The sequence below is a fragment of the Bacillus sp. FSL W7-1354 genome (genome assembly GCF_038002405.1).
GTDB lineage: Bacteria > Bacillota > Bacilli > Bacillales > Bacillaceae > Bacillus > Bacillus paralicheniformis.
This window is the reverse complement of the sequence record NZ_JBBOCL010000001.1, coordinates 2722133-2740545: the sequence shown is the minus strand read 5'-3', so window position 1 is coordinate 2740545 and position 18413 is coordinate 2722133. Positions and strand designations below refer to the sequence as shown.

Genomic DNA, 18413 nt, shown 5'->3' with positions numbered 1-18413 from the left:
ACCATTTACCGTGAATTTAGCAGGACACAAAACGACATGTCCTTTCGAAGAGTATGACCGTATAAACATAGAAGATTAGGTGATTACATGATCGAAATAAAAGATGTATATAAGACTTATTCCAACGGGGTCTCGGCGCTGAACGGAATAAGCATCTCTATATATCCCGGGGAATTTGTTTATGTTGTAGGACCGAGCGGAGCAGGAAAATCAACCTTCATTAAAATGATTTACCGCGAAGAAAAGCCTTCCAAAGGGAAGATTGTCATAAACAATAAAAATTTGGCGCAGCTCAAAGAAAAAGAGATTCCTTTTATCAGAAGGAAAATCGGCGTTGTATTCCAGGACTTTAAACTGCTGCCAAAGCTGACGGTGTTTGAAAATGTTGCATTTGCTTTAGAGGTCATCGGGGAGCGTCCAGAGGTGATCAGAAAAAAAGTGCTTGAAGTGCTTGATCTTGTCCAGCTGAAGCACAAAGCAAGGCAATTCCCTGATCAGCTGTCCGGGGGAGAACAGCAACGGGTTTCAATTGCACGGTCAATCGTCAACGACCCTGATGTCGTGATCGCTGACGAGCCGACGGGAAACCTTGACCCTGAGACGTCTTGGGAAATCATGAAGACGCTCGAGGAGATCAACAACCGCGGAACAACAGTCGTTATGGCGACTCATAACAAAGAAATCGTAAACACCATGAAGAAACGAGTCATCGCAATCGAAGACGGGGTCATTGTGCGTGATGAAGCTAGAGGGGAGTATGGTTCTTATGATTAGAACTCTCGGACGGCATTTGCGCGAGAGCTTAAAATCTCTCGGGAGAAACGCGTGGATGACTTTCGCATCCATTAGTGCTGTAACTGTAACACTTATATTGGTCGGCGTGTTCATGGTCATCATGCTGAACGTATACAATATGACATTAAAAGCCGAACAGGAAGTCGAAGTCAAAGTGCTTGTTGACTTGACGGCCAACCAGGATCAAAAAAATACATTGGAAAAAGAAATTAAACAAATACCGGAAATCAGCAGTATCAAATATTCATCTAAAGATGAAGAGCTGAAAAACCTGAAAGACAGCTTTGGCGAAGACGGGAAATTCTTTGCGATGTTCGAGCAGGAAAATCCGCTGAACGATGCGTTTGTCGTAAAGACCACAGATCCAAAAGACACGCCGAAAGCTGCCAAGAAGCTTGAGAAGCTGACCAACGTCTATAAGGTGACATACGGGCAGGAGCAGGTAGACCGCCTGTTTAAAATCAGCGGTGTCACCAAAGTAATCGGGATTGCATTGGTTGTCGGCCTGCTGTTTACGGCGATGTTTTTAATCTCTAATACGATCAAAATCACGATTTTTGCAAGACGCAAAGAAATCGAGATTATGAAACTTGTAGGCGCGACAAACTGGTTCATTCGCTGGCCGTTCTTCATTGAAGGTCTGCTCTTAGGCGTATGCGGTTCTATCATTCCGATCGCTATTTTGCTCGGAACGTATCATCATGCCGTTAAGTGGATCGCTCCGAAAGTTCAGGGCACATTCATACAGCTCTTGCCGTACAATCCGTTCGTCTTCCAAATTTCAGCGATCCTTGTGCTGATCGGAGCCGTTATCGGTGTATGGGGAAGCTTGATGTCGATTCGCAAATTCTTAAAAGTTTAAACCGGCGCTCTCGCCGGTTGTATCATGTTTAAAGCTGGGATGCCTGCAAAGCGCCGGGCTCCCTTGATTCTGAAGGCAAGGAGGAACCAAGGTTGAAAAGAAAGCTTATGACGCTGGGGCTGACCGCTGTGCTCGGATCGTCGGCAGTGCTGATCCCCCTAAAAAGCAACCATGCTTTAGCTTATGAAGACTTGGAGAAAAAAAAGAGCGACGTTCAAAGCAAAAAATCTGAAAACGAGTCAAAACTCGAAAAAAAGAAACAGGAGCTTTCAAAGCTTGAATCAAAAGAAGCAGGCCTGAAAAGCGAGATCGAGAAAATCGACCGTCAGATGACGAACACGAATGAAAAGTTGGAAAAGAAAAACGAAGAAATCGACCAAACAAAGAAAAGCATTGAAGAGCTGAAAAAGCAAATCAAAAAGCTTAAAGAAAAGATTGAGAAACGCAATAAAATATTGAAAGACCGGGTTCGCTCCATGCAGGAAAACGGCGGTTCCGTTCAATACATAGATGTGCTTCTCGGCTCGAAAAGCTTTGGGGATTTCATCAGCCGTGCGGGTGCGGTTTCGACAATTGTCGAAGCTGATAAAGACCTGATGGAAGAGCAAAAGCGCGATCTTCAGCTTGTTGAGGAAAAGGAGACAAAGCTGGGCAAGGATCTTGAAAGCCTTGAAAAAGCGCTCAAAGACCTGGAAGATTTAAAAAAGACGCTCGACAAGCAGCAAAAAGAGAAAGCAAACGTCATGAAAAAAGTGAAGCAAGATAAAGATCATGCGCATGAAGAACTTGGTTCACTCGAAAATGAAGCAGAAATTTTAAAGCGTCAGGATGAAGCGATCAAAGCTGAAGAGGCGCATCGGAAAAAGCAGGAAGCTGAAGCGAGCCGCCGGGCTTCAAGCGGCCAATCGGAAGCCTCTTCTTCTAAACCGTCGGCACCAAGCAGCTCAGGCTTTATCCGTCCTGCTTCCGGCACATTTACTTCCGGGTTCGGAAATCGTTCGCTCGGGAATCACTTCGGCGTAGATATCGCCAAGCGCGGTTCAGGTGTTCCGATTCATGCGGCAGCCGCCGGAACGGTCTATAACGCCCATTACTCGTCCAGCTACGGCAATGTTGTGTTTATTACCCATAATATCAACGGGCAAACATATCAGACGGTCTACGCTCACATGTCTTCGATTAAAGTGCAGACAGGCCAGCGTGTTGAACAGGGACAAGTGATCGGAACGATGGGAAATACAGGCCAATCCTACGGGCAGCATCTTCACTTTGAAATTCATAAAGGCCTTTGGAACAACGCGAAATCCAATGCTGTTGACCCGGCCAATTATATACCGCTTTAAAAATGAAAGCCGATTCGTCCGGAAATGGACCGAATCGGCTTTTTGTTATTCAAATCGAGATGCTTCAAAATTTGTTCTTGTCAGAAAATAACACAAGGTATAGAATGAAAGTGACATCTGTCGACAGTCGACTATTTGAATAGGGGATGATCTAATGAAAGTATTCAACATTGCCAGCATACCCGGTGACGGAGTAGGAAAAGAAGTCGTACCTGCTGCACAGCGAGTTTTGAAAGCGGTTTCTGATGTTCACGGAGGACTCTCATTTCGGTTTACGGAGTTTCCATACAGCTGCGAGTATTATTTGGAACACGGGGAAATGATGCCCGATGACGGTATGGAGCAGCTGAAAGAGTTCGACAGCATCTTCCTTGGAGCGGTAGGAAACAGCAAGCTTGTCCCCGACCATATTTCCCTATGGGGGCTGCTCATTAAAATCCGCCGCGAATTTGAACAGGTCATCAATGTTAGACCTGCGAAATATTTGCAAGGAATCAAGTCTCCGCTGGCCAATCCAAAAGATTTCGATCTTCTTGTCGTCAGGGAAAACAGTGAAGGGGAATACAGCTCGATCGGAGGCAGAATCTTCAGAGATGAAGATGAAATCGCCATCCAAAATGCCGTTTTTTCAAGAAAAGGGGCGGAGAGGGCGATGCGCTTTGCATTTGAGTTGGCGGCTAAACGGAAAAAGCATGTCACAAGCGCAACAAAATCGAACGGAATCGTATATTCAATGCCTTTTTGGGATGAAGTCTTTGCGAACACGGCTAAAGACTACCCTGGCATTACCGCTGATTCGCAGCACATTGACGCGCTGTCGGCCTTTTTTGTAACGAAGCCGGAGAAGCTTGACGTCATTGTTGCCAGCAACTTATTCGGTGATATTTTGACCGATATCGGGGCGGCGATTATGGGGAGTATAGGCGTGGCGCCGGCCGCCAATATCAATGTAAACGGCAAATATCCGTCCATGTTTGAGCCTGTGCACGGCTCTGCCCCGGATATTATCGGCAAAGGAATTGCAAACCCGATCGGCCAAATTTGGACGGCTAAAATGATGCTTGATCATTTTGGAGAAGAAGAACTCGGTGCCAGATTGCTTGACGTGATCGAAGACGTTCTAAAAAGCGGTTACTTGACGCCTGATATCGGCGGTTCAAGTACGACGGATGAAGTGACAGAAGAAATCATCAAGCGTGTGAAGACTATATAAGCAAAAGCTGCCGGCAATCCGGCAGTTTTTTTGCTGTGAATGGAAAATCGATTACATGATACGGGCGGTTTTTGCGCATAATACTTCAAGCAACAAAACATAGTGCAGGCAGAAGAGGAGGTATAGGATGAATCAGAAGATTGCACGGCTCATCATTGCGCTCAGCCTGTTATGCGGCTTGGTAACAGGCGCCGGTCCGATTCCGTTTCATGATGCCGTTCCAAAAGCATCAGCGGCTGCCGTCAGAAACGAATTGGAGAAAATTGAGAAAGCGTATGACCTGATTTCAAATGAATATGTAGAGCAGGTCGACAGGGAAAAGCTGTTGGAAGGAGCCATACAGGGCATGCTTTCAACATTGAATGACCCATACTCGGTTTATATGGATAAACAGACGGCAAAGCGGTTTTCAGATTCCCTTGATTCCTCTTTTGAAGGAATCGGCGCAGAAATCGGAATGGAAGACAGGAAAATCATTATCGTTTCTCCTTTTAAACAGTCTCCGGCAGAGAAAGCCGGATTAAAGCCGAACGATGAAATCATCAGTATCGACGGCGATTCCATGGCCGGAATGGATTTGAATGACGCCGTATTAAAGATCAGGGGCAAAAAGGGGTCGACGGTTACGCTGAAAGTTCATCGGCCCGGCATGAAAGATCAGCTGACATTTACAATTAAGCGCGATGAAATTCCGCTGGAAACGGTATTTGCTTCCATTAAAAAAATACAGGACAAACCTGTCGGCTATATCGCAATATCTTCCTTTTCCGAACATACGGCAAAAGATTTTACTGCTGAACTGAAAAAGCTTGAGAAAAAGGGAATAAAAGGGCTCGTTTTGGATGTAAGAGGCAATCCGGGCGGATACTTGCAAAGCGTTGAAGACATTTTAAAACATTTTGTGACAAAAGATCATCCATATATACAAATCGCCGAAAGAAACGGAAATAAAAAACAATACTTTTCAAAATTAAAAGAGAAAAAACCATATCCTGTGAGCGTGATTACGGACAAGGGCAGCGCTTCAGCGTCGGAAATTCTTGCAGGTGCATTAAAAGAAGCCGAGGGTTACGATGTGGTGGGCGATCCTTCCTTTGGAAAGGGAACCGTCCAGCAAGCGGTTCCGATGGGAGACGGAAGCAATATTAAGCTGACGCTGTATAAATGGCTGACGCCTAAAGGGAATTGGATCCATAAGCAGGGAATTCAGCCGACCGTTCCAGTCGCCCAGCCTGCATATTTCTCGGTGGGGCCTGTACAGCTGAAGGAGCCTCTCAAGCCGGATATGAACAACAATGAAATTAAGCGGGCACAGCACCTGCTGAAAGGACTCGGGTTTGTCCCCGGCCGGGAAGACGGCTATTACAGTAAAGGCACAAAAAAAGCCGTCATGGCGTTTCAGGCTGAAAACAAGCTGAAACAAACGGGCATCATTGACCAAAAAACGGCAAATACAATGAACCTGCGGATTGAAGAGAAAAAGATGAAAGAAAAGAACGATCTTCAGCTGCAAACCGCATTAAAAGTGCTGTTTAACAAAAAGTGAGGACACAGGATGTCCTCACTTCAGACTGTTGACAAAATAGGTCGGATTTTTATAATCCGACCTATTTTTGTCCAATTTATTCTGTTTTTTCGATGAGAATGCTGGCGAATTGGACTTTTCCAAGTCCAATTCGCCAGCTTTTTGAGATTCATGGCAGCGAAAACAAGCATCGCCTGCATGGACAATTTTTTCTTACCCCGTAGGGTTGTCCAGCGCAGGCCATGCTTGTGTTTTAAATCCGCAAAAACCCGTTCGATCGTTTCTTTGCGTTTGGCGTAGATTCGCCTATTCTCATCCGTGTGGCGAAGATGGTCGGCTTCATCCAAATGATCCTGCCAGAGATGCCTGTGAATCATCTTTCGATGATTTCGACTTTCCGTACATTGCTTCAAAAAAGAACAGTGTTCACATCGGTTTGGATCTGATGCATAAATCCGATAGCCTTCACGGTTGGTTGTGCGATATGTCAGAACATGATCGTCAGGGCAAATATAAGCATCGTAATATTCATCGTATACATATTCATGTTTTCTCATGAACCCTTTTTTAGTTTGTGGTCGGGTGTAGGGCATGACGGGATGGACATTTTGATCACTTAGAAATTTTGCGATAAACGGCGTTTTATATCCGGCATCAACTGCGACCGTATGAGGCTTGGCGACGTGCTCTTTCACCTGTTGAAACAGGGTCGTGAACACTTGGCTGTCATGAATATTGGCAGGCTCAACAACCGTCCCCAGCACAAATCCATTCCGGTCACAAGCTGTATGAAAACCATAAGCAAAAAGACGTTCCCGTTCACCTTTTACAAAATAACCGCTCTCAGGATCTGTCGTACTTTCTTTTATTTCTCGTTCTTCTAAGCATTGCCTGGGCTTTAAGGGCTTTTTGCCGTTGGCTTCGCGATCGGCATTAATTTCTCGATCTAATTGTTCCTGATAAGCTCTTGTTTCTTTTCTCACAATCTTCTTCACAAACTTTTTCTTATTCGCATTGGCTTTGACATGGGTTCCATCGATAAAGGCGACCGCCGGGTCGACAAGACCGAGATCCATGGCCTGACGCAAGATTTTATAGAAGATTGTTTCAAATAGGTCCGTATCATGAAAACGGCGCTCATAGTTTTTACTGAAGGTTGAAAAATGAGGGATTTTTTCAGAAAATCCATATCCAATAAACCAGCGATAAGCGACATCGGTTTCGATCCGTTTAATGGTTTCGCGCATCGAGCGGTGGCCAAACACGTACTGAATCAGAACCATTTTGATCAATACAACGGGATCAATGCTTGGGCGCCCTTTTGAAGAATAAAGGGGAGCAACTTTTTCATAAATAAAAGAAAAGTCCATGGCTTCTTCTATTTTCCTGACCAGATGGTCTTCCGGGACAAGTTCACTTAAGGCAAAGACTTCAAGCTGTTCGCGCTGATCTTTAGAGTGCTTAGACAACATGGAAAAACCTCCAAAAACTAGATTTCACTCACATTTTAACAAAAAAAGCTTGTCGATCAAGCCACTTTTTGTGGCTTTGTCGACAAGCTGAAGTGAGGACACAGGATGTCCTCACTTTTTTTATTCTCAGAAAATAAATTCTCAATCTTTTTACCTAAAATTTTTGTTTTTTCATAAAAAAAACATTCATAATGAATAGAATTGACCCGATAACATAAGTGTATGGGAGACTTTATAAGGATGTAAAGATGCAGTAAAAATGTAACTTTTGCAAGTTGTATAACTAAGGAAAACTTTTTAAAATAGAACCAAAGCTTTTTCAAGAATTATAATGTGTGCATTTTTTTTGCGGAGAATGTTAGCGCGGTTTGCGTTCTTCGTCTCTGTTGGTGGAGTCGTCTGACGCTTGCGCTTTTCTTATATATAAATAATAAATGGGGGTACACGATTGAAAAGGGCAAGTATTGTGAGAGAGAAAAAATACTATGAATTAGTGGAGCAGTTAAAAGTTCGATCACAAGACGTTACGTTTTCCGCTACAAAGGCAGTAGGGTTGCTTATGCTGTTCAGCAGATACCTCGTAAACTACACTTCGGTCGAAAGTGTGGAGGATATCAATGAGGATTGCGCGGAACTTTATTTCAACTACTTGATGGACAACCACAAGCGGCTCGGCATCAATCTGACCGATATCAAGCGGTCAATGCAGCTGATAGGAGATATTCTAGATGTCGAAGTCAATCATTACCTGAAAGACTTTTCTTTGTCGAATGTGACGCTTTGGATGAGCCAGGAGAAATAAACCTCACGTTTACCATACCCAAGCATTTTATTATTTGTTAGAATAATAATAAAATGCACCAGCTTGCCTAAAGGTGCCAGCATTTGTCGTCACGAATGCGCTTAAAAAGCACCGGCGTTAGAGCATCATGACGAAAGTTTCTGCGGCTGACGGCTCAGGCATCCCGCCTGAACGGCCGCACGTCATTTCCTCGTGCCGACGCTTTAAACAAGCTGGGTTTCCCTAAAATATCCAACGTTAAAAAGCTGCCGTATTTAAGGCGGCCTGAAATGCTTGGCTGAGGCGGTGAACGTTCCCTTGTCAGTTGAAGAAAGCTTAATTGAACTTTTAAAAGGAGCAGGATTGTTTTTTCTGCACCCGCTCTTCTATTTTATGATGATCATGAGTCTTGCTTACGGCTATGCCCGGATCAAACGTGAAAGAAAGACGTTTCATACGCGTATTGAAGATATTTATGACGAGTTTAAGTTTACATATTCCAAAGGACTCTTGGCGGGACTCGTGCTGTCCATTGTTTCGTTCGGCTTAGGGCTGTATCTGCCGATGGGTATGCTGGTTTTAATAGCGGCGGTCAGCGTTGCCGCAGCTTTAACTTTCAGACAGAGTCTGCTGTCAGCGGCATATACGCTTGGTGTGAGCATCGTCGCCGGTTTATGTATCGAATACACCGGTTTCGGAGCGCTTGACGCATTACTTCCGCAGCTGTCCCTCACGAATTGGCCGGCTGCTGCCGTCTTGCTCGGACTTCTGTTGGTAGCGGAAGGAGTGCTTGTCTACAAAACGGCACATATCAAAGCTTCCCCTGCAATCGTTATGAGCAAAAGGGGGCTCCCGATCGGCCAGCAGATTGCGGGCAGAACCTGGCTTTTGCCGTTGTTCATTCTCATTCCGGGACATGCGATCGAATCATCGGTTCCGTGGTGGCCCGTTCTGTCATTTAACGGAGGCTTTGAGCTCCTCTGGATTCCTTATTTCATCGGCTTCGGCCAAAGAGTTCAAGGATCGCTTCCGATTGAAAGCATTAAAATTACAGCGAAGCGCATCAGCGTGCTTGGTATTATCATTCTGCTGCTCGCGGCCGGAAGCGTATGGTGGACGCCGCTTGCCGCTCTTGCCGCCGGAGCGGCGATCGCAGGAAGGGCCTTTTTATCATGGAAACAGCGGATGAACGATAATTCCGCCCCTTTCCATTTTTCAAAGAGAGACCAGGGGCTCGTGGTGCTCGGCATTATTCCGAACACGCCGGCAGCCGATCTCGGTCTCAAGATCGGCGAAATCATCACGAAGGTTAACGGGATTTCAGTGAAAAATGCGGCGGACTTCTACGAAGCGCTTCAAAAGAACCGTGCTTTCTTCAAACTTGAAGTCGTCGGTTTAAACAATGAAATTCGTTTTGAACAAAGAGCTTCATATGAAGGAGAGCATCATGAGCTTGGCATCATCTTTGTAAAAGAAGAGGATGCGGCGATGAAGCACGCTGAGGCAGCCGCCTCACAAGAAACAGAATAATTGATGTTAATAAAGCGCCGCTTTTTCGGGCGCTTTTGCTTTTCCTTTTGGGGAATCTTTTTGGTTGTCTTTTACAAAACGTTCCGCTAGGATGATGGATAGAACTGATTGAAGGGGAATGATTGATGAAAAAGGCTTTTCTCGCCGGTGTTTTTGTTTGTTTGATAGCTGTATTGATTTCGGCTGCGGCCGGGGATTGGACGTTGATTTTCAAAGTTTCGGGATCCGCCGGACTAGGCGCAATTCTGCTGTCTGCTTTATGTTCCGGCGTATTTGTCAGCGGTGACCGGTTCAAGGGAAATCACGATTCGGAAACGAAGGAGCACAGGGAGTGGAACGGCAAACTGGCAAACGCACTCGCCGTTTTCGCCATGCCGAACCTCCTGGCAGCCGGAATCTCGTTCTTTTTCGCCTTTTAACGTCTGATTCCGAATAACGCGGCATGATAATGGACAAAATGAATGAGTGTCCATGTTTGTCCGTTTCTTTGTTCTTTAATATAATCGAATAAGATCAAGAAACGTGAGGAGGGTTTTTGTGTTTACAAAAGCCGTTTTTGCACTGATATTTCCTTTCTTGCTTGTCTTGTTTTTTACAAGGGTGACCTATAACCATTACGTCGGGATTGCGCTGACCGCAGCGCTGTTGTTCGCTTCATATTTAAAAGGTTATACGGAAACCTTTTTTATTGTAGGACTTGATATTGTCTCGCTCGTGGCCGGTTCGCTCTATGCGGCGAAAAAGGCGGGCGAAAAGAAGGAAGACTCATAGAAATCGTAAGAATGATTGCCGTAAAGCCCTGCTTTTGATGACAAAAAGGAGGGGTTTTTTGATAGATCAGGAAGGGCCGGCTTTTGTGGGAAAACACAGAAACCGAACTTTAGTTCGTATTTTTACTTCGGGTGTGTTAAAATAATAAGCAGGAAGATTTCGTAAAGAAACGGAGGCTTTTTTGTGAAAGACCGCTTTGAATTAGTCTCGAATTATCAGCCCCAGGGGGATCAGCCGAGAGCGATTGATCAGCTTGTCAAAGGAATCAATGAAGGCAGAAAGCATCAGACGCTTTTGGGGGCGACCGGTACAGGAAAGACGTTTACGATGTCAAACGTGATTAAAGAAGTCAACAAACCGACTCTCGTCATCGCCCACAACAAAACGCTCGCCGGACAGCTGTACAGCGAGTTTAAGGAATTTTTCCCAAACAACGCAGTTGAATATTTTGTCAGCTATTATGACTATTACCAGCCTGAAGCTTACGTGCCTCAGACTGATACATTTATCGAAAAAGATGCCAGCATTAACGATGAGATTGATAAATTAAGGCACTCTGCCACGTCTGCTCTTTTTGAACGCAAAGATGTCATCATTGTGGCGAGTGTTTCTTGTATTTACGGCTTGGGTTCCCCGGAGGAATACAGGGAACTGGTGCTCTCGCTCAGAGCGGAAATGGAAATCGAGCGAAATGAGCTGCTCAGAAAGCTCGTTGACATCCAATATGCGCGGAATGATATCGACTTTCAGCGCGGAACATTCAGGGTGCGCGGCGATGTCGTCGAGATTTTCCCGGCTTCAAGGGATGAGCACTGCATCCGGGTTGAATTTTTCGGGGACGAAATCGAACGAATCAGGGAAGTAGATGCCCTGACAGGCGAAATTTTAGGGGAGAGGGAACACGTCGCGATCTTCCCGGCTTCCCACTTCGTCACGCGGGAAGAAAAGATGAAGAAAGCGATCATAAACATTGAAGAGGAGCTGGAAGAGCGCCTTAATGCGCTTCGTGAAGAAGGCAAGCTCCTTGAAGCCCAGCGTCTGGAACAGCGGACGAGATACGATTTGGAAATGATGCGCGAAATGGGTTTTTGCTCGGGCATCGAAAACTATTCAAGGCATTTGACGCTTCGTCCGGCAGGTTCGACTCCATATACGCTGCTCGATTACTTTCCGGACGATTTCCTGATGGTCATAGACGAGTCGCATGTCACCATGCCGCAGATCAGAGGAATGTACAACGGAGACCAGGCGAGGAAACAGGTTCTCGTCGATCACGGATTCAGGCTCCCTTCCGCTTTGGATAACCGTCCGCTCAGGTTTGAAGAGTTTGAAAAGCACATTCACAACATCGTGTATGTGTCGGCTACGCCGGGCCCTTATGAACTTGAGCATACGCCTGAAATGGTAGAGCAGATCATCCGGCCGACGGGGCTGCTCGATCCGATCATTGAGGTAAGGCCGATTGAAGGGCAGATCGATGATCTGATCGGCGAAATCCAGCAGAGAATCGAGCGGAATGAACGCGTCCTCGTCACTACGCTGACGAAAAAAATGTCCGAGGATTTGACGGATTATCTGAAAGAAATCGGAATCAAGGTCACGTACCTGCATTCCGAGATTAAAACGCTGGAGCGGATCGAGATCATCCGCGACCTTCGCCTCGGCAAGCATGACGTTCTCATCGGCATCAACCTGCTGAGGGAAGGACTCGATATTCCGGAGGTTTCACTTGTCGCCATCCTTGACGCAGACAAAGAAGGCTTTTTGCGGTCTGAGCGTTCGCTCATTCAAACAATCGGCCGCGCCGCCAGAAATGCCGAAGGCCGCGTGATCATGTATGCCGACAAAATCACCAACTCAATGGAAATCGCAATCAATGAAACGAAGCGCCGCCGCGAACAGCAGGAGGCCTATAATGATAAACACGGCATTACGCCGAAAACGATCAACAAAAAGATCAGGGACGTCATCCGGGCAACTCATGCTGCTGAAGAACAGGAAGAATATCAAGCAAAAGAGGAGCCGAAGCTTTCGAAGATGACGAAGAAAGAGCGGGAAAAAGTGATCGCTCAAATGGAAAACGACATGAAGGAAGCCGCAAAAGCGCTTGACTTTGAACGTGCCGCTGAGCTTCGCGACTTGCTCCTAGAGTTAAAATCGGAAGGATGAATGGAGAATGGCAACGAAACGAATTGAGGTGAAAGGTGCAAGGGCCCACAACCTGAAAAATATCGATGTCTCTATTCCGAGGGACCAGCTTGTCGTGCTGACAGGTCTTTCGGGATCAGGGAAATCATCCCTTGCGTTCGATACGATATATGCAGAGGGGCAACGGCGCTATGTCGAGTCTCTCTCCGCATATGCCCGCCAGTTTTTAGGACAGATGGACAAACCCGACGTCGATGCGATCGAAGGCCTGTCGCCGGCGATCAGCATCGATCAGAAAACGACGAGCCGGAACCCCCGGTCGACAGTCGGAACGGTGACGGAAATCTATGATTATCTCCGGCTGCTGTTTGCCAGAATCGGAAAGCCGGTCTGCCCGGTTCACGGGATTGAAATTACCTCGCAAACGATCGAACAGATGACGGACAGAATTTTGGAATATCCCGAGCGCACGAAGATCCAGGTGCTCGCGCCGATCGTCTCGGGAAGAAAAGGTTCGCACGTGAAAGTGCTCGACCAAATCAGAAAACAAGGCTATGTGAGAGTCCGGATCGACGGCGAAATGAACGATCTCTCAGAAGACATCGAGCTCGAAAAGAATAAAAAGCATTCGATTGAAGTCGTCGTCGACCGTATCGTTATAAAAGAAGGGGTAACAGCTCGTCTCACAGACTCGCTCGAAACGGCGCTCCGCCTCGGTGAAGGCCGCGTGATCATCGATGTGATCGGACAGGAAGAGCTGCTTTTCAGCGAACATCATGCCTGCCCGCACTGCGGTTTTTCAATCGGTGAACTGGAGCCGAGAATGTTCTCTTTCAACAGCCCGTTCGGCGCGTGTCCAAGCTGCGACGGCCTCGGGTCCAAGCTGGAAGTCGATGTAGAGCTCGTCATTCCAAACGATGAGCTGTCGCTAAAGGAGAATGCGATTGCACCTTGGGAACCGCAAAGCTCCCAGTATTATCCGAAGCTGCTTGAAGCGGTATGCAGCCATTATGGAATCGATATGGATGTTCCGGTCGGGGAGCTGCCGAAGCACCAGCTTGAAAAAATCCTTTACGGCAGCGGAGACGAGCAGATTTATTTCAGATATGAAAACGACTTCGGACAGGTCCGGGAAAACTACATTGAGTTCGAAGGCGTCATCCGCAATATCGAAAGGCGCTATAAAGAAACGAGCTCTGATTACGTTCGGGAACTGATGGAAAAATACATGGCCAATCAGCCGTGCCCTTCATGCAAAGGCTATCGTCTGAAAAAGGAATCCCTCGCCGTGCTGATAAACGGCCTTCACATCGGTAAGATAACCGAAATGTCGGTTTCTAACGCCCTTCAATTTTTCCGTGAACTTGAACTTTCGGAAAAAGACATGAAGATCGCCAACCTCATTTTGCGGGAGATTGAAGAGCGCCTTGGGTTTTTGAACAATGTCGGGCTTGACTATTTGACGCTCAGCCGCGCAGCCGGCACTCTGTCGGGAGGAGAAGCGCAGCGGATCAGGCTTGCAACGCAAATCGGCTCAAGGCTGACCGGTGTCCTCTACATTCTTGATGAGCCGTCAATCGGTCTTCATCAGCGCGATAATGACCGCCTGATTGATACGCTCAAAAACATGAGGGATATCGGAAACACCTTGATCGTCGTCGAGCATGACGAGGACACGATGCTTGCCGCCGACTATTTAATTGATATCGGACCCGGCGCGGGCGTACACGGGGGAGAAGTGATCTCTGCCGGAACACCGGAAGAAGTGATGAACGATGATCAATCGCTGACAGGGCAGTACCTCTCAGGGAAAAAATTCATTCCTCTTCCTGCCGAGAGAAGGAAGCCTGACAACCGTTTTATCGAGGTCAAAGGCGCAAAGGAAAACAACTTGAAAAATGTTTCCGTGAAGTTTCCGCTCGGCGTGTTCACAGCTGTCACCGGGGTATCGGGATCAGGGAAAAGCACACTCGTCAATGAAATTCTTCACAAAACGCTGGCTCAGAAGCTGCATCGGGCGAAGGCAAAACCGGGAGAGTACAAAGAAATAAAAGGAATCGAACACCTCGATAAAGTGATCGACATCGACCAGTCTCCGATCGGCCGGACGCCGAGGTCAAACCCGGCCACATATACCGGCGTGTTCGATGACATCCGTGACGTGTTTGCCCAGACGAATGAAGCGAAAGTCAGAGGATACAAAAAAGGGCGCTTCAGCTTTAACGTCAAAGGCGGGCGCTGTGAAGCCTGCAAAGGCGACGGAATTATCAAAATCGAGATGCACTTCCTGCCCGATGTATACGTTCCTTGTGAGGTTTGCCACGGAAAGAGATACAACCGTGAAACGCTTCAGGTCACATACAAAGGTAAAAACATTTCTGACGTGCTTGAGATGACGGTCGAAAATGCCGTTCAATTTTTTGAGAACATCCCGAAAATCAAGCGCAAGCTGCAGACCCTCTATGATGTCGGGCTTGGCTATATTACGCTCGGACAGCCGGCTACAACGCTTTCTGGGGGAGAAGCGCAGCGGGTCAAATTGGCATCTGAACTTCATCGCCGTTCAACGGGAAGATCCCTCTATATCTTGGACGAGCCGACGACAGGACTGCATGTCGATGATATCGCAAGGCTTTTGGCTGTTCTGCAGCGCCTGGTCGATAACGGAGATACCGTGCTTGTAATCGAACACAATCTCGATATTATAAAAGCAGCTGATTATTTGATCGATTTGGGCCCTGAAGGAGGAGACGGCGGGGGGACGATCGTGGCCTCCGGACCGCCCGAAGAAGTCATGAAACTTGAAGGGTCATATACCGGCCATTATTTAAAACCGATCATTGAACGCGACAAAAACAGAATGAAAAAGCGGCTTCAGGAAAAAGAAGCTGTCAGACCGTAAATAACATGCTGCCGATCTCACGTCGGCAGCTTTTTCAATGGCCGAATGATCAGCGGCAAGCTTTGTTCAAAAGATTTTCATTGCTCTTTTATTCAATAGCTGTTATAACGTAAAAAACAAACCATAAAGGGGGATGGGGTGATGAAGATCGATCGGATTGATCATCTGGTCCTGACGGTCAAAGACATTGAAGGCGACATGCGAATTTTACAGCCGTGTGTTGGGGATGGATGCGGTCACTTTTAGAGAAGGAAGAAAAGCGCTGACATTCGGCAGGCAAAAAATAAATCTCCACGAGGCCGGAAAAGAATTTGAGCCGAAGGCACAGCACCCGGTGCCCGGCTCCCTGGACCTGTGTTTCATCACAAATACAGGCATTGATGATGTGATCCGTCATCTGGAAGGGCTGTCCATTCAGATTGAAGAAGGCCCCGCAGAGCGGACGGGCGCTGAAGGACCGATCGTTTCGGTGTATATCAGAGATCCCGACGGAAATCTGGTTGAAATATCAAACGAACTTCGTGAGAACGTTTAACGCTCAGTTCGGCTGATGTGTTTGGCCGCTTCAATCATACTGTTTAAAATGTGGGTGCTGCTGCTGTTCAGCAGAACCTTTAAATAGCGGATTTCGCTGGAAAGCGGAGGAGCGGAGTTGATCGCTTCCAATCGGTTCACGATCTCCTGATTCATCCTTTTTTGTTCCTGAATCAGACTAAGAAGCTGGGAGGCGGATGAGGCGTGTACTTCCGATTTCTGTTTCATAACGCTCGCTCCTTTTCTTTGGCTTTGCCACATATTTTAAAGGGTTATAAAAAAAGAATCTATTCATAAAATCTAAAAAAATCAATTCGCGAAGTTTGACGCACGCCGATCGAATGAAAATGAAACCTAAAGGCCAAGATACACGTAAACTGAGTATAAGGTCACTGTACATTAGACTCACAAGAACGCTTTACCTCGATAAGGAGTGTTTTGCATGACGAGAAACAACGCACTGATTTCTGCAATTTGTTATTTTAGCGTTTTTTTTGCCCCGCTTATTTTGCCAATCGCTGCGTATTTTATAACAGATGATCAAGAAACGAAAAAGCATGCGATGCGTTCGCTTATTTCGCATATTATTCCGTTTATAAGCGTAGTCATATTGGCAGCAGGCGCGATCAGCGGTTCGCTTATCTTTAATGACGGCGGTTATTTGGCGGTCATTTTCATGGTCGGAGGTTTTGTTTTTTTCGGGATCATCAGCTTGATTATTGTGGTCTGGAACGTTGTTCAAGGGATTAAAATGCTGACTCAGGCCTAAAAGAAGGAGAACGGGGGAGCTTTTCATGAAGCATGAGAAAGAGCGAATTTTAAAATTGGTCGAGGAAGGAAAACTGTCTGCGAAAGAGGCGCTGATCCTGATCGAAAAACTTGAAGAAGACTATAGGGAAACGGAAAGCAAAGTGACAGCTCTGTCTGAAAATGTCATTGATGCGGAAGACTTCTACAGCGAAAAGAAAAAAGAACCGAAGCCTTCAATCGGTTCCAAACTGTTCGAATGGATTGATACCGCTGTAAAAAAAGTGAAAGAAGCAGACCTGGATTTGAATTTCGGGCACTCGTTCGAGGTTCAGCATATATTCCAGTTCAAAGACTCCGATTTTTCGACTCTGGATATTCAGCTTGCCAACGGCAGCGTCAACCTTGTACCATGGAACGATTCCGACATCAGAGTCGAATGTCAGGCAAAAGTGTACCGCGCCGAAAATCAGGATGAAGCAAGGCAGGCTTTTCTCCAGCATATCGACTGCGGTGTGGAAGGCGATAAGTTCACGATCCGCACGGAGAAAAAAACAATGAAGACCAACCTTACCGTCTATATACCGGACAAAGAGTACGGCAAAATCCGCTTTAAGCTGTTTAACGGCCCGGTCAGAGGGGAACATTTAAACGTAAAAGAGCTGTCCGCCAAAACGACGAACGGCGTGCTGTCGTTCTCTGCTCTCACGGCAGGAAAAGCTTCATTGGAAACTGCAAATGGGCAAATCAAACTCGCCGACCATACTTGCGGAGAGATTGAAGCGGAAACCATCAATGGATTGATCGATCTTAAAGGTTCATGCGATGCACTTGACCTGCAGAGCTTTAACGGTAATATTGCTGCAACAGTCAAAAATCCGCACTGCCGGACGGCATACGTGAAAACAACGACTGGAAGCGTAGAGCTGAATGTTCCCCGGGACTGCGCTGTGACAGCGGAGCTGAAAAGCAATCTCGGTTCTCTGTCTCATGATCTGTCAGATGCGGAAATTTTAAAAGAAAAAAACGAGACAATCCAGAAAGAAATGTATCTAAAAGCAAATCAAAATCATGATCATAGCATGACTGTTTTTTTGGAATCGAAGACAGGATCGATCCATTTAAACCATACACAGGAGTGATACAATGAAAAGGCTATTTCGATCCGAAACAGACAGAAAGATTGCCGGGGTCGTCGGGGGTCTTGCTGAGTATTTAAATATGGATGCGTCATTGCTGAGAATCATTACGGTTCTATTATTTATATTTTCGACCGGAGTTCCCGTTCTGCTGATTTATATTGTCTGGGTATTCCTAGTGCCGAATGAAGGGGACGTCGACAGATGATGAAATGGATCATAAACGTTCTTGTCAATGCCTTATTATTAATCGTTATTGCCGGTTACTTTGATTCGGTTCACGTCAGAAGCATCGGGGCAGCCATCACGGCAAGCTTGATTTTATCGATCTTAAATATGTTTGTGAAGCCGGTGCTGGTGATTTTGACGCTGCCTGTCACGGTGATTACGTTAGGATTATTTTTGTTTATCATCAATGCGATTACTCTTTATATGACCGCATCCATTATGGGGGACAGTTTTGACCTGGACGGCTTTGGGACAGCCATTTTTGCGTCGATCGTCCTGTCGGTTTTCCACTTGCTCATTCAAAAAGCAATTATCGAACCGATGTCCAAAAAATAAGTTGAAGTCTGATGAATCATCAGGCTTCTTTTTTTTGTACGGATGTCTCTTTCATAAAAATGATCTGTAAAGGCAAAATACGAAAGG

17 protein-coding genes and 1 pseudogene are annotated in these 18413 nt (G+C 46.3%); 16 read left to right on the top strand and 2 right to left on the bottom strand.

Annotated elements, in window-relative coordinates:
* Nucleotides 1-87: 87 nt before the first annotated feature.
* From ftsE to ctpB, 5 genes are all read left to right on the top strand, one after another.
* Nucleotides 88-774, top strand: coding sequence for a cell division ATP-binding protein FtsE (ftsE, locus tag MKZ04_RS14010; RefSeq protein ID WP_003185670.1), 687 nt, complete (start codon nt 88-90; stop codon nt 772-774).
* On the top strand, nt 767-1657 hold the full coding sequence (gene ftsX, locus MKZ04_RS14005) for a permease-like cell division protein FtsX (RefSeq protein ID WP_229129244.1): 891 nt from the start codon (nt 767-769) through the stop codon (nt 1655-1657). The genes ftsE and ftsX overlap by 8 nt, the downstream gene beginning before the upstream one ends.
* A gap of 92 nt (nt 1658-1749) precedes the next feature.
* Nucleotides 1750-3000 (top strand): murein hydrolase activator EnvC family protein, encoded by a 1251-nt coding sequence (locus MKZ04_RS14000; RefSeq protein ID WP_151253363.1) that lies wholly within the window; start codon nt 1750-1752, stop codon nt 2998-3000.
* A gap of 154 nt (nt 3001-3154) precedes the next feature.
* A complete protein-coding gene (locus MKZ04_RS13995) occupies nt 3155-4213 on the top strand; it encodes a tartrate dehydrogenase (protein WP_020453093.1) in 1059 nt (352 codons plus the stop codon).
* Between the two features lie 127 nt (nt 4214-4340).
* Complete coding sequence (gene ctpB / locus MKZ04_RS13990; RefSeq protein WP_020453092.1) at nt 4341-5759, top strand: carboxy-terminal processing protease CtpB; 1419 nt, start codon at nt 4341-4343, stop codon at nt 5757-5759.
* Between the two features lie 20 nt (nt 5760-5779).
* On the opposite strand, the gene MKZ04_RS13985 is transcribed toward ctpB, so the two are convergent.
* The gene (locus tag MKZ04_RS13985) at nt 5780-7210 is read right to left on the bottom strand and encodes an IS1182 family transposase (protein ID WP_341045044.1); all 1431 of its coding nucleotides are present in this window, start codon (nt 7208-7210) and stop codon (nt 5780-5782) included.
* Between the two features lie 448 nt (nt 7211-7658).
* On the opposite strand from MKZ04_RS13985, the gene swrA reads away from it, so the two are divergent.
* The 7 genes and pseudogenes from swrA to MKZ04_RS13950 all read left to right on the top strand — a co-directional run bounded on the left by swrA (nt 7659) and on the right by MKZ04_RS13950 (nt 15877).
* Entirely contained in the window at nt 7659-8012 is a 354-nt protein-coding gene (gene swrA / locus MKZ04_RS13980; protein ID WP_003185659.1) for a swarming motility protein SwrAA, read from the top strand.
* Between the two features lie 273 nt (nt 8013-8285).
* Nucleotides 8286-9521 (top strand): PDZ domain-containing protein, encoded by a 1236-nt coding sequence (locus tag MKZ04_RS13975; protein ID WP_445662245.1) that lies wholly within the window; start codon nt 8286-8288, stop codon nt 9519-9521.
* Between the two features lie 125 nt (nt 9522-9646).
* A complete protein-coding gene (locus MKZ04_RS13970) occupies nt 9647-9940 on the top strand; it encodes a DUF5316 domain-containing protein (protein ID WP_020453090.1) in 294 nt (97 codons plus the stop codon).
* Nucleotides 9941-10058: 118 nt separating this feature from the next.
* Nucleotides 10059-10292 carry a CsbA family protein gene (locus MKZ04_RS13965; protein WP_020453089.1) on the top strand — a complete coding sequence of 78 codons (234 nt, stop codon included), beginning with the start codon at nt 10059-10061 and terminating at the stop codon, nt 10290-10292.
* Between the two features lie 183 nt (nt 10293-10475).
* Nucleotides 10476-12461, top strand: coding sequence for an excinuclease ABC subunit UvrB (gene uvrB / locus MKZ04_RS13960; RefSeq protein WP_341046177.1), 1986 nt, complete (start codon nt 10476-10478; stop codon nt 12459-12461).
* Between the two features lie 7 nt (nt 12462-12468).
* Nucleotides 12469-15342, top strand: coding sequence for an excinuclease ABC subunit UvrA (gene uvrA / locus MKZ04_RS13955; protein WP_341046175.1), 2874 nt, complete (start codon nt 12469-12471; stop codon nt 15340-15342).
* A 141-nt stretch (nt 15343-15483) separates the two neighbouring features.
* Nucleotides 15484-15877, top strand: a pseudogene (locus MKZ04_RS13950) (VOC family protein).
* Here the strand turns inward: MKZ04_RS13950 and MKZ04_RS13945 are convergent.
* Nucleotides 15874-16104: a hypothetical protein gene (locus MKZ04_RS13945; RefSeq protein ID WP_026580162.1), complete on the bottom strand. Its 231-nt coding sequence runs from the start codon at nt 16102-16104 to the stop codon at nt 15874-15876. The pseudogene MKZ04_RS13950 and the gene MKZ04_RS13945 overlap by 4 nt on opposite strands.
* A 214-nt stretch (nt 16105-16318) precedes the next feature.
* Between MKZ04_RS13945 and MKZ04_RS13940 the strand changes: the two genes are divergently transcribed.
* The 4 genes from MKZ04_RS13940 to MKZ04_RS13925 are packed head-to-tail and all read left to right on the top strand — an operon-like array spanning nt 16319 to nt 18326.
* Nucleotides 16319-16645, top strand: a complete 327-nt coding sequence (locus MKZ04_RS13940; protein WP_020453085.1) for a DUF4870 domain-containing protein — start codon at nt 16319-16321, stop codon at nt 16643-16645.
* A 25-nt stretch (nt 16646-16670) separates the two neighbouring features.
* A complete protein-coding gene (locus tag MKZ04_RS13935; protein ID WP_020453084.1) occupies nt 16671-17765 on the top strand; it encodes a DUF4097 family beta strand repeat-containing protein in 1095 nt (364 codons plus the stop codon).
* Nucleotides 17766-17769: 4 nt separating this feature from the next.
* Complete coding sequence (locus MKZ04_RS13930; RefSeq protein ID WP_020453083.1) at nt 17770-17970, top strand: PspC domain-containing protein; 201 nt, start codon at nt 17770-17772, stop codon at nt 17968-17970.
* Nucleotides 17967-18326 carry a phage holin family protein gene (locus tag MKZ04_RS13925; RefSeq protein WP_023856370.1) on the top strand — a complete coding sequence of 120 codons (360 nt, stop codon included), beginning with the start codon at nt 17967-17969 and terminating at the stop codon, nt 18324-18326. Before MKZ04_RS13930 ends, MKZ04_RS13925 begins: the two co-directional genes overlap by 4 nt.
* Nucleotides 18327-18413: the final 87 nt, after the last annotated feature.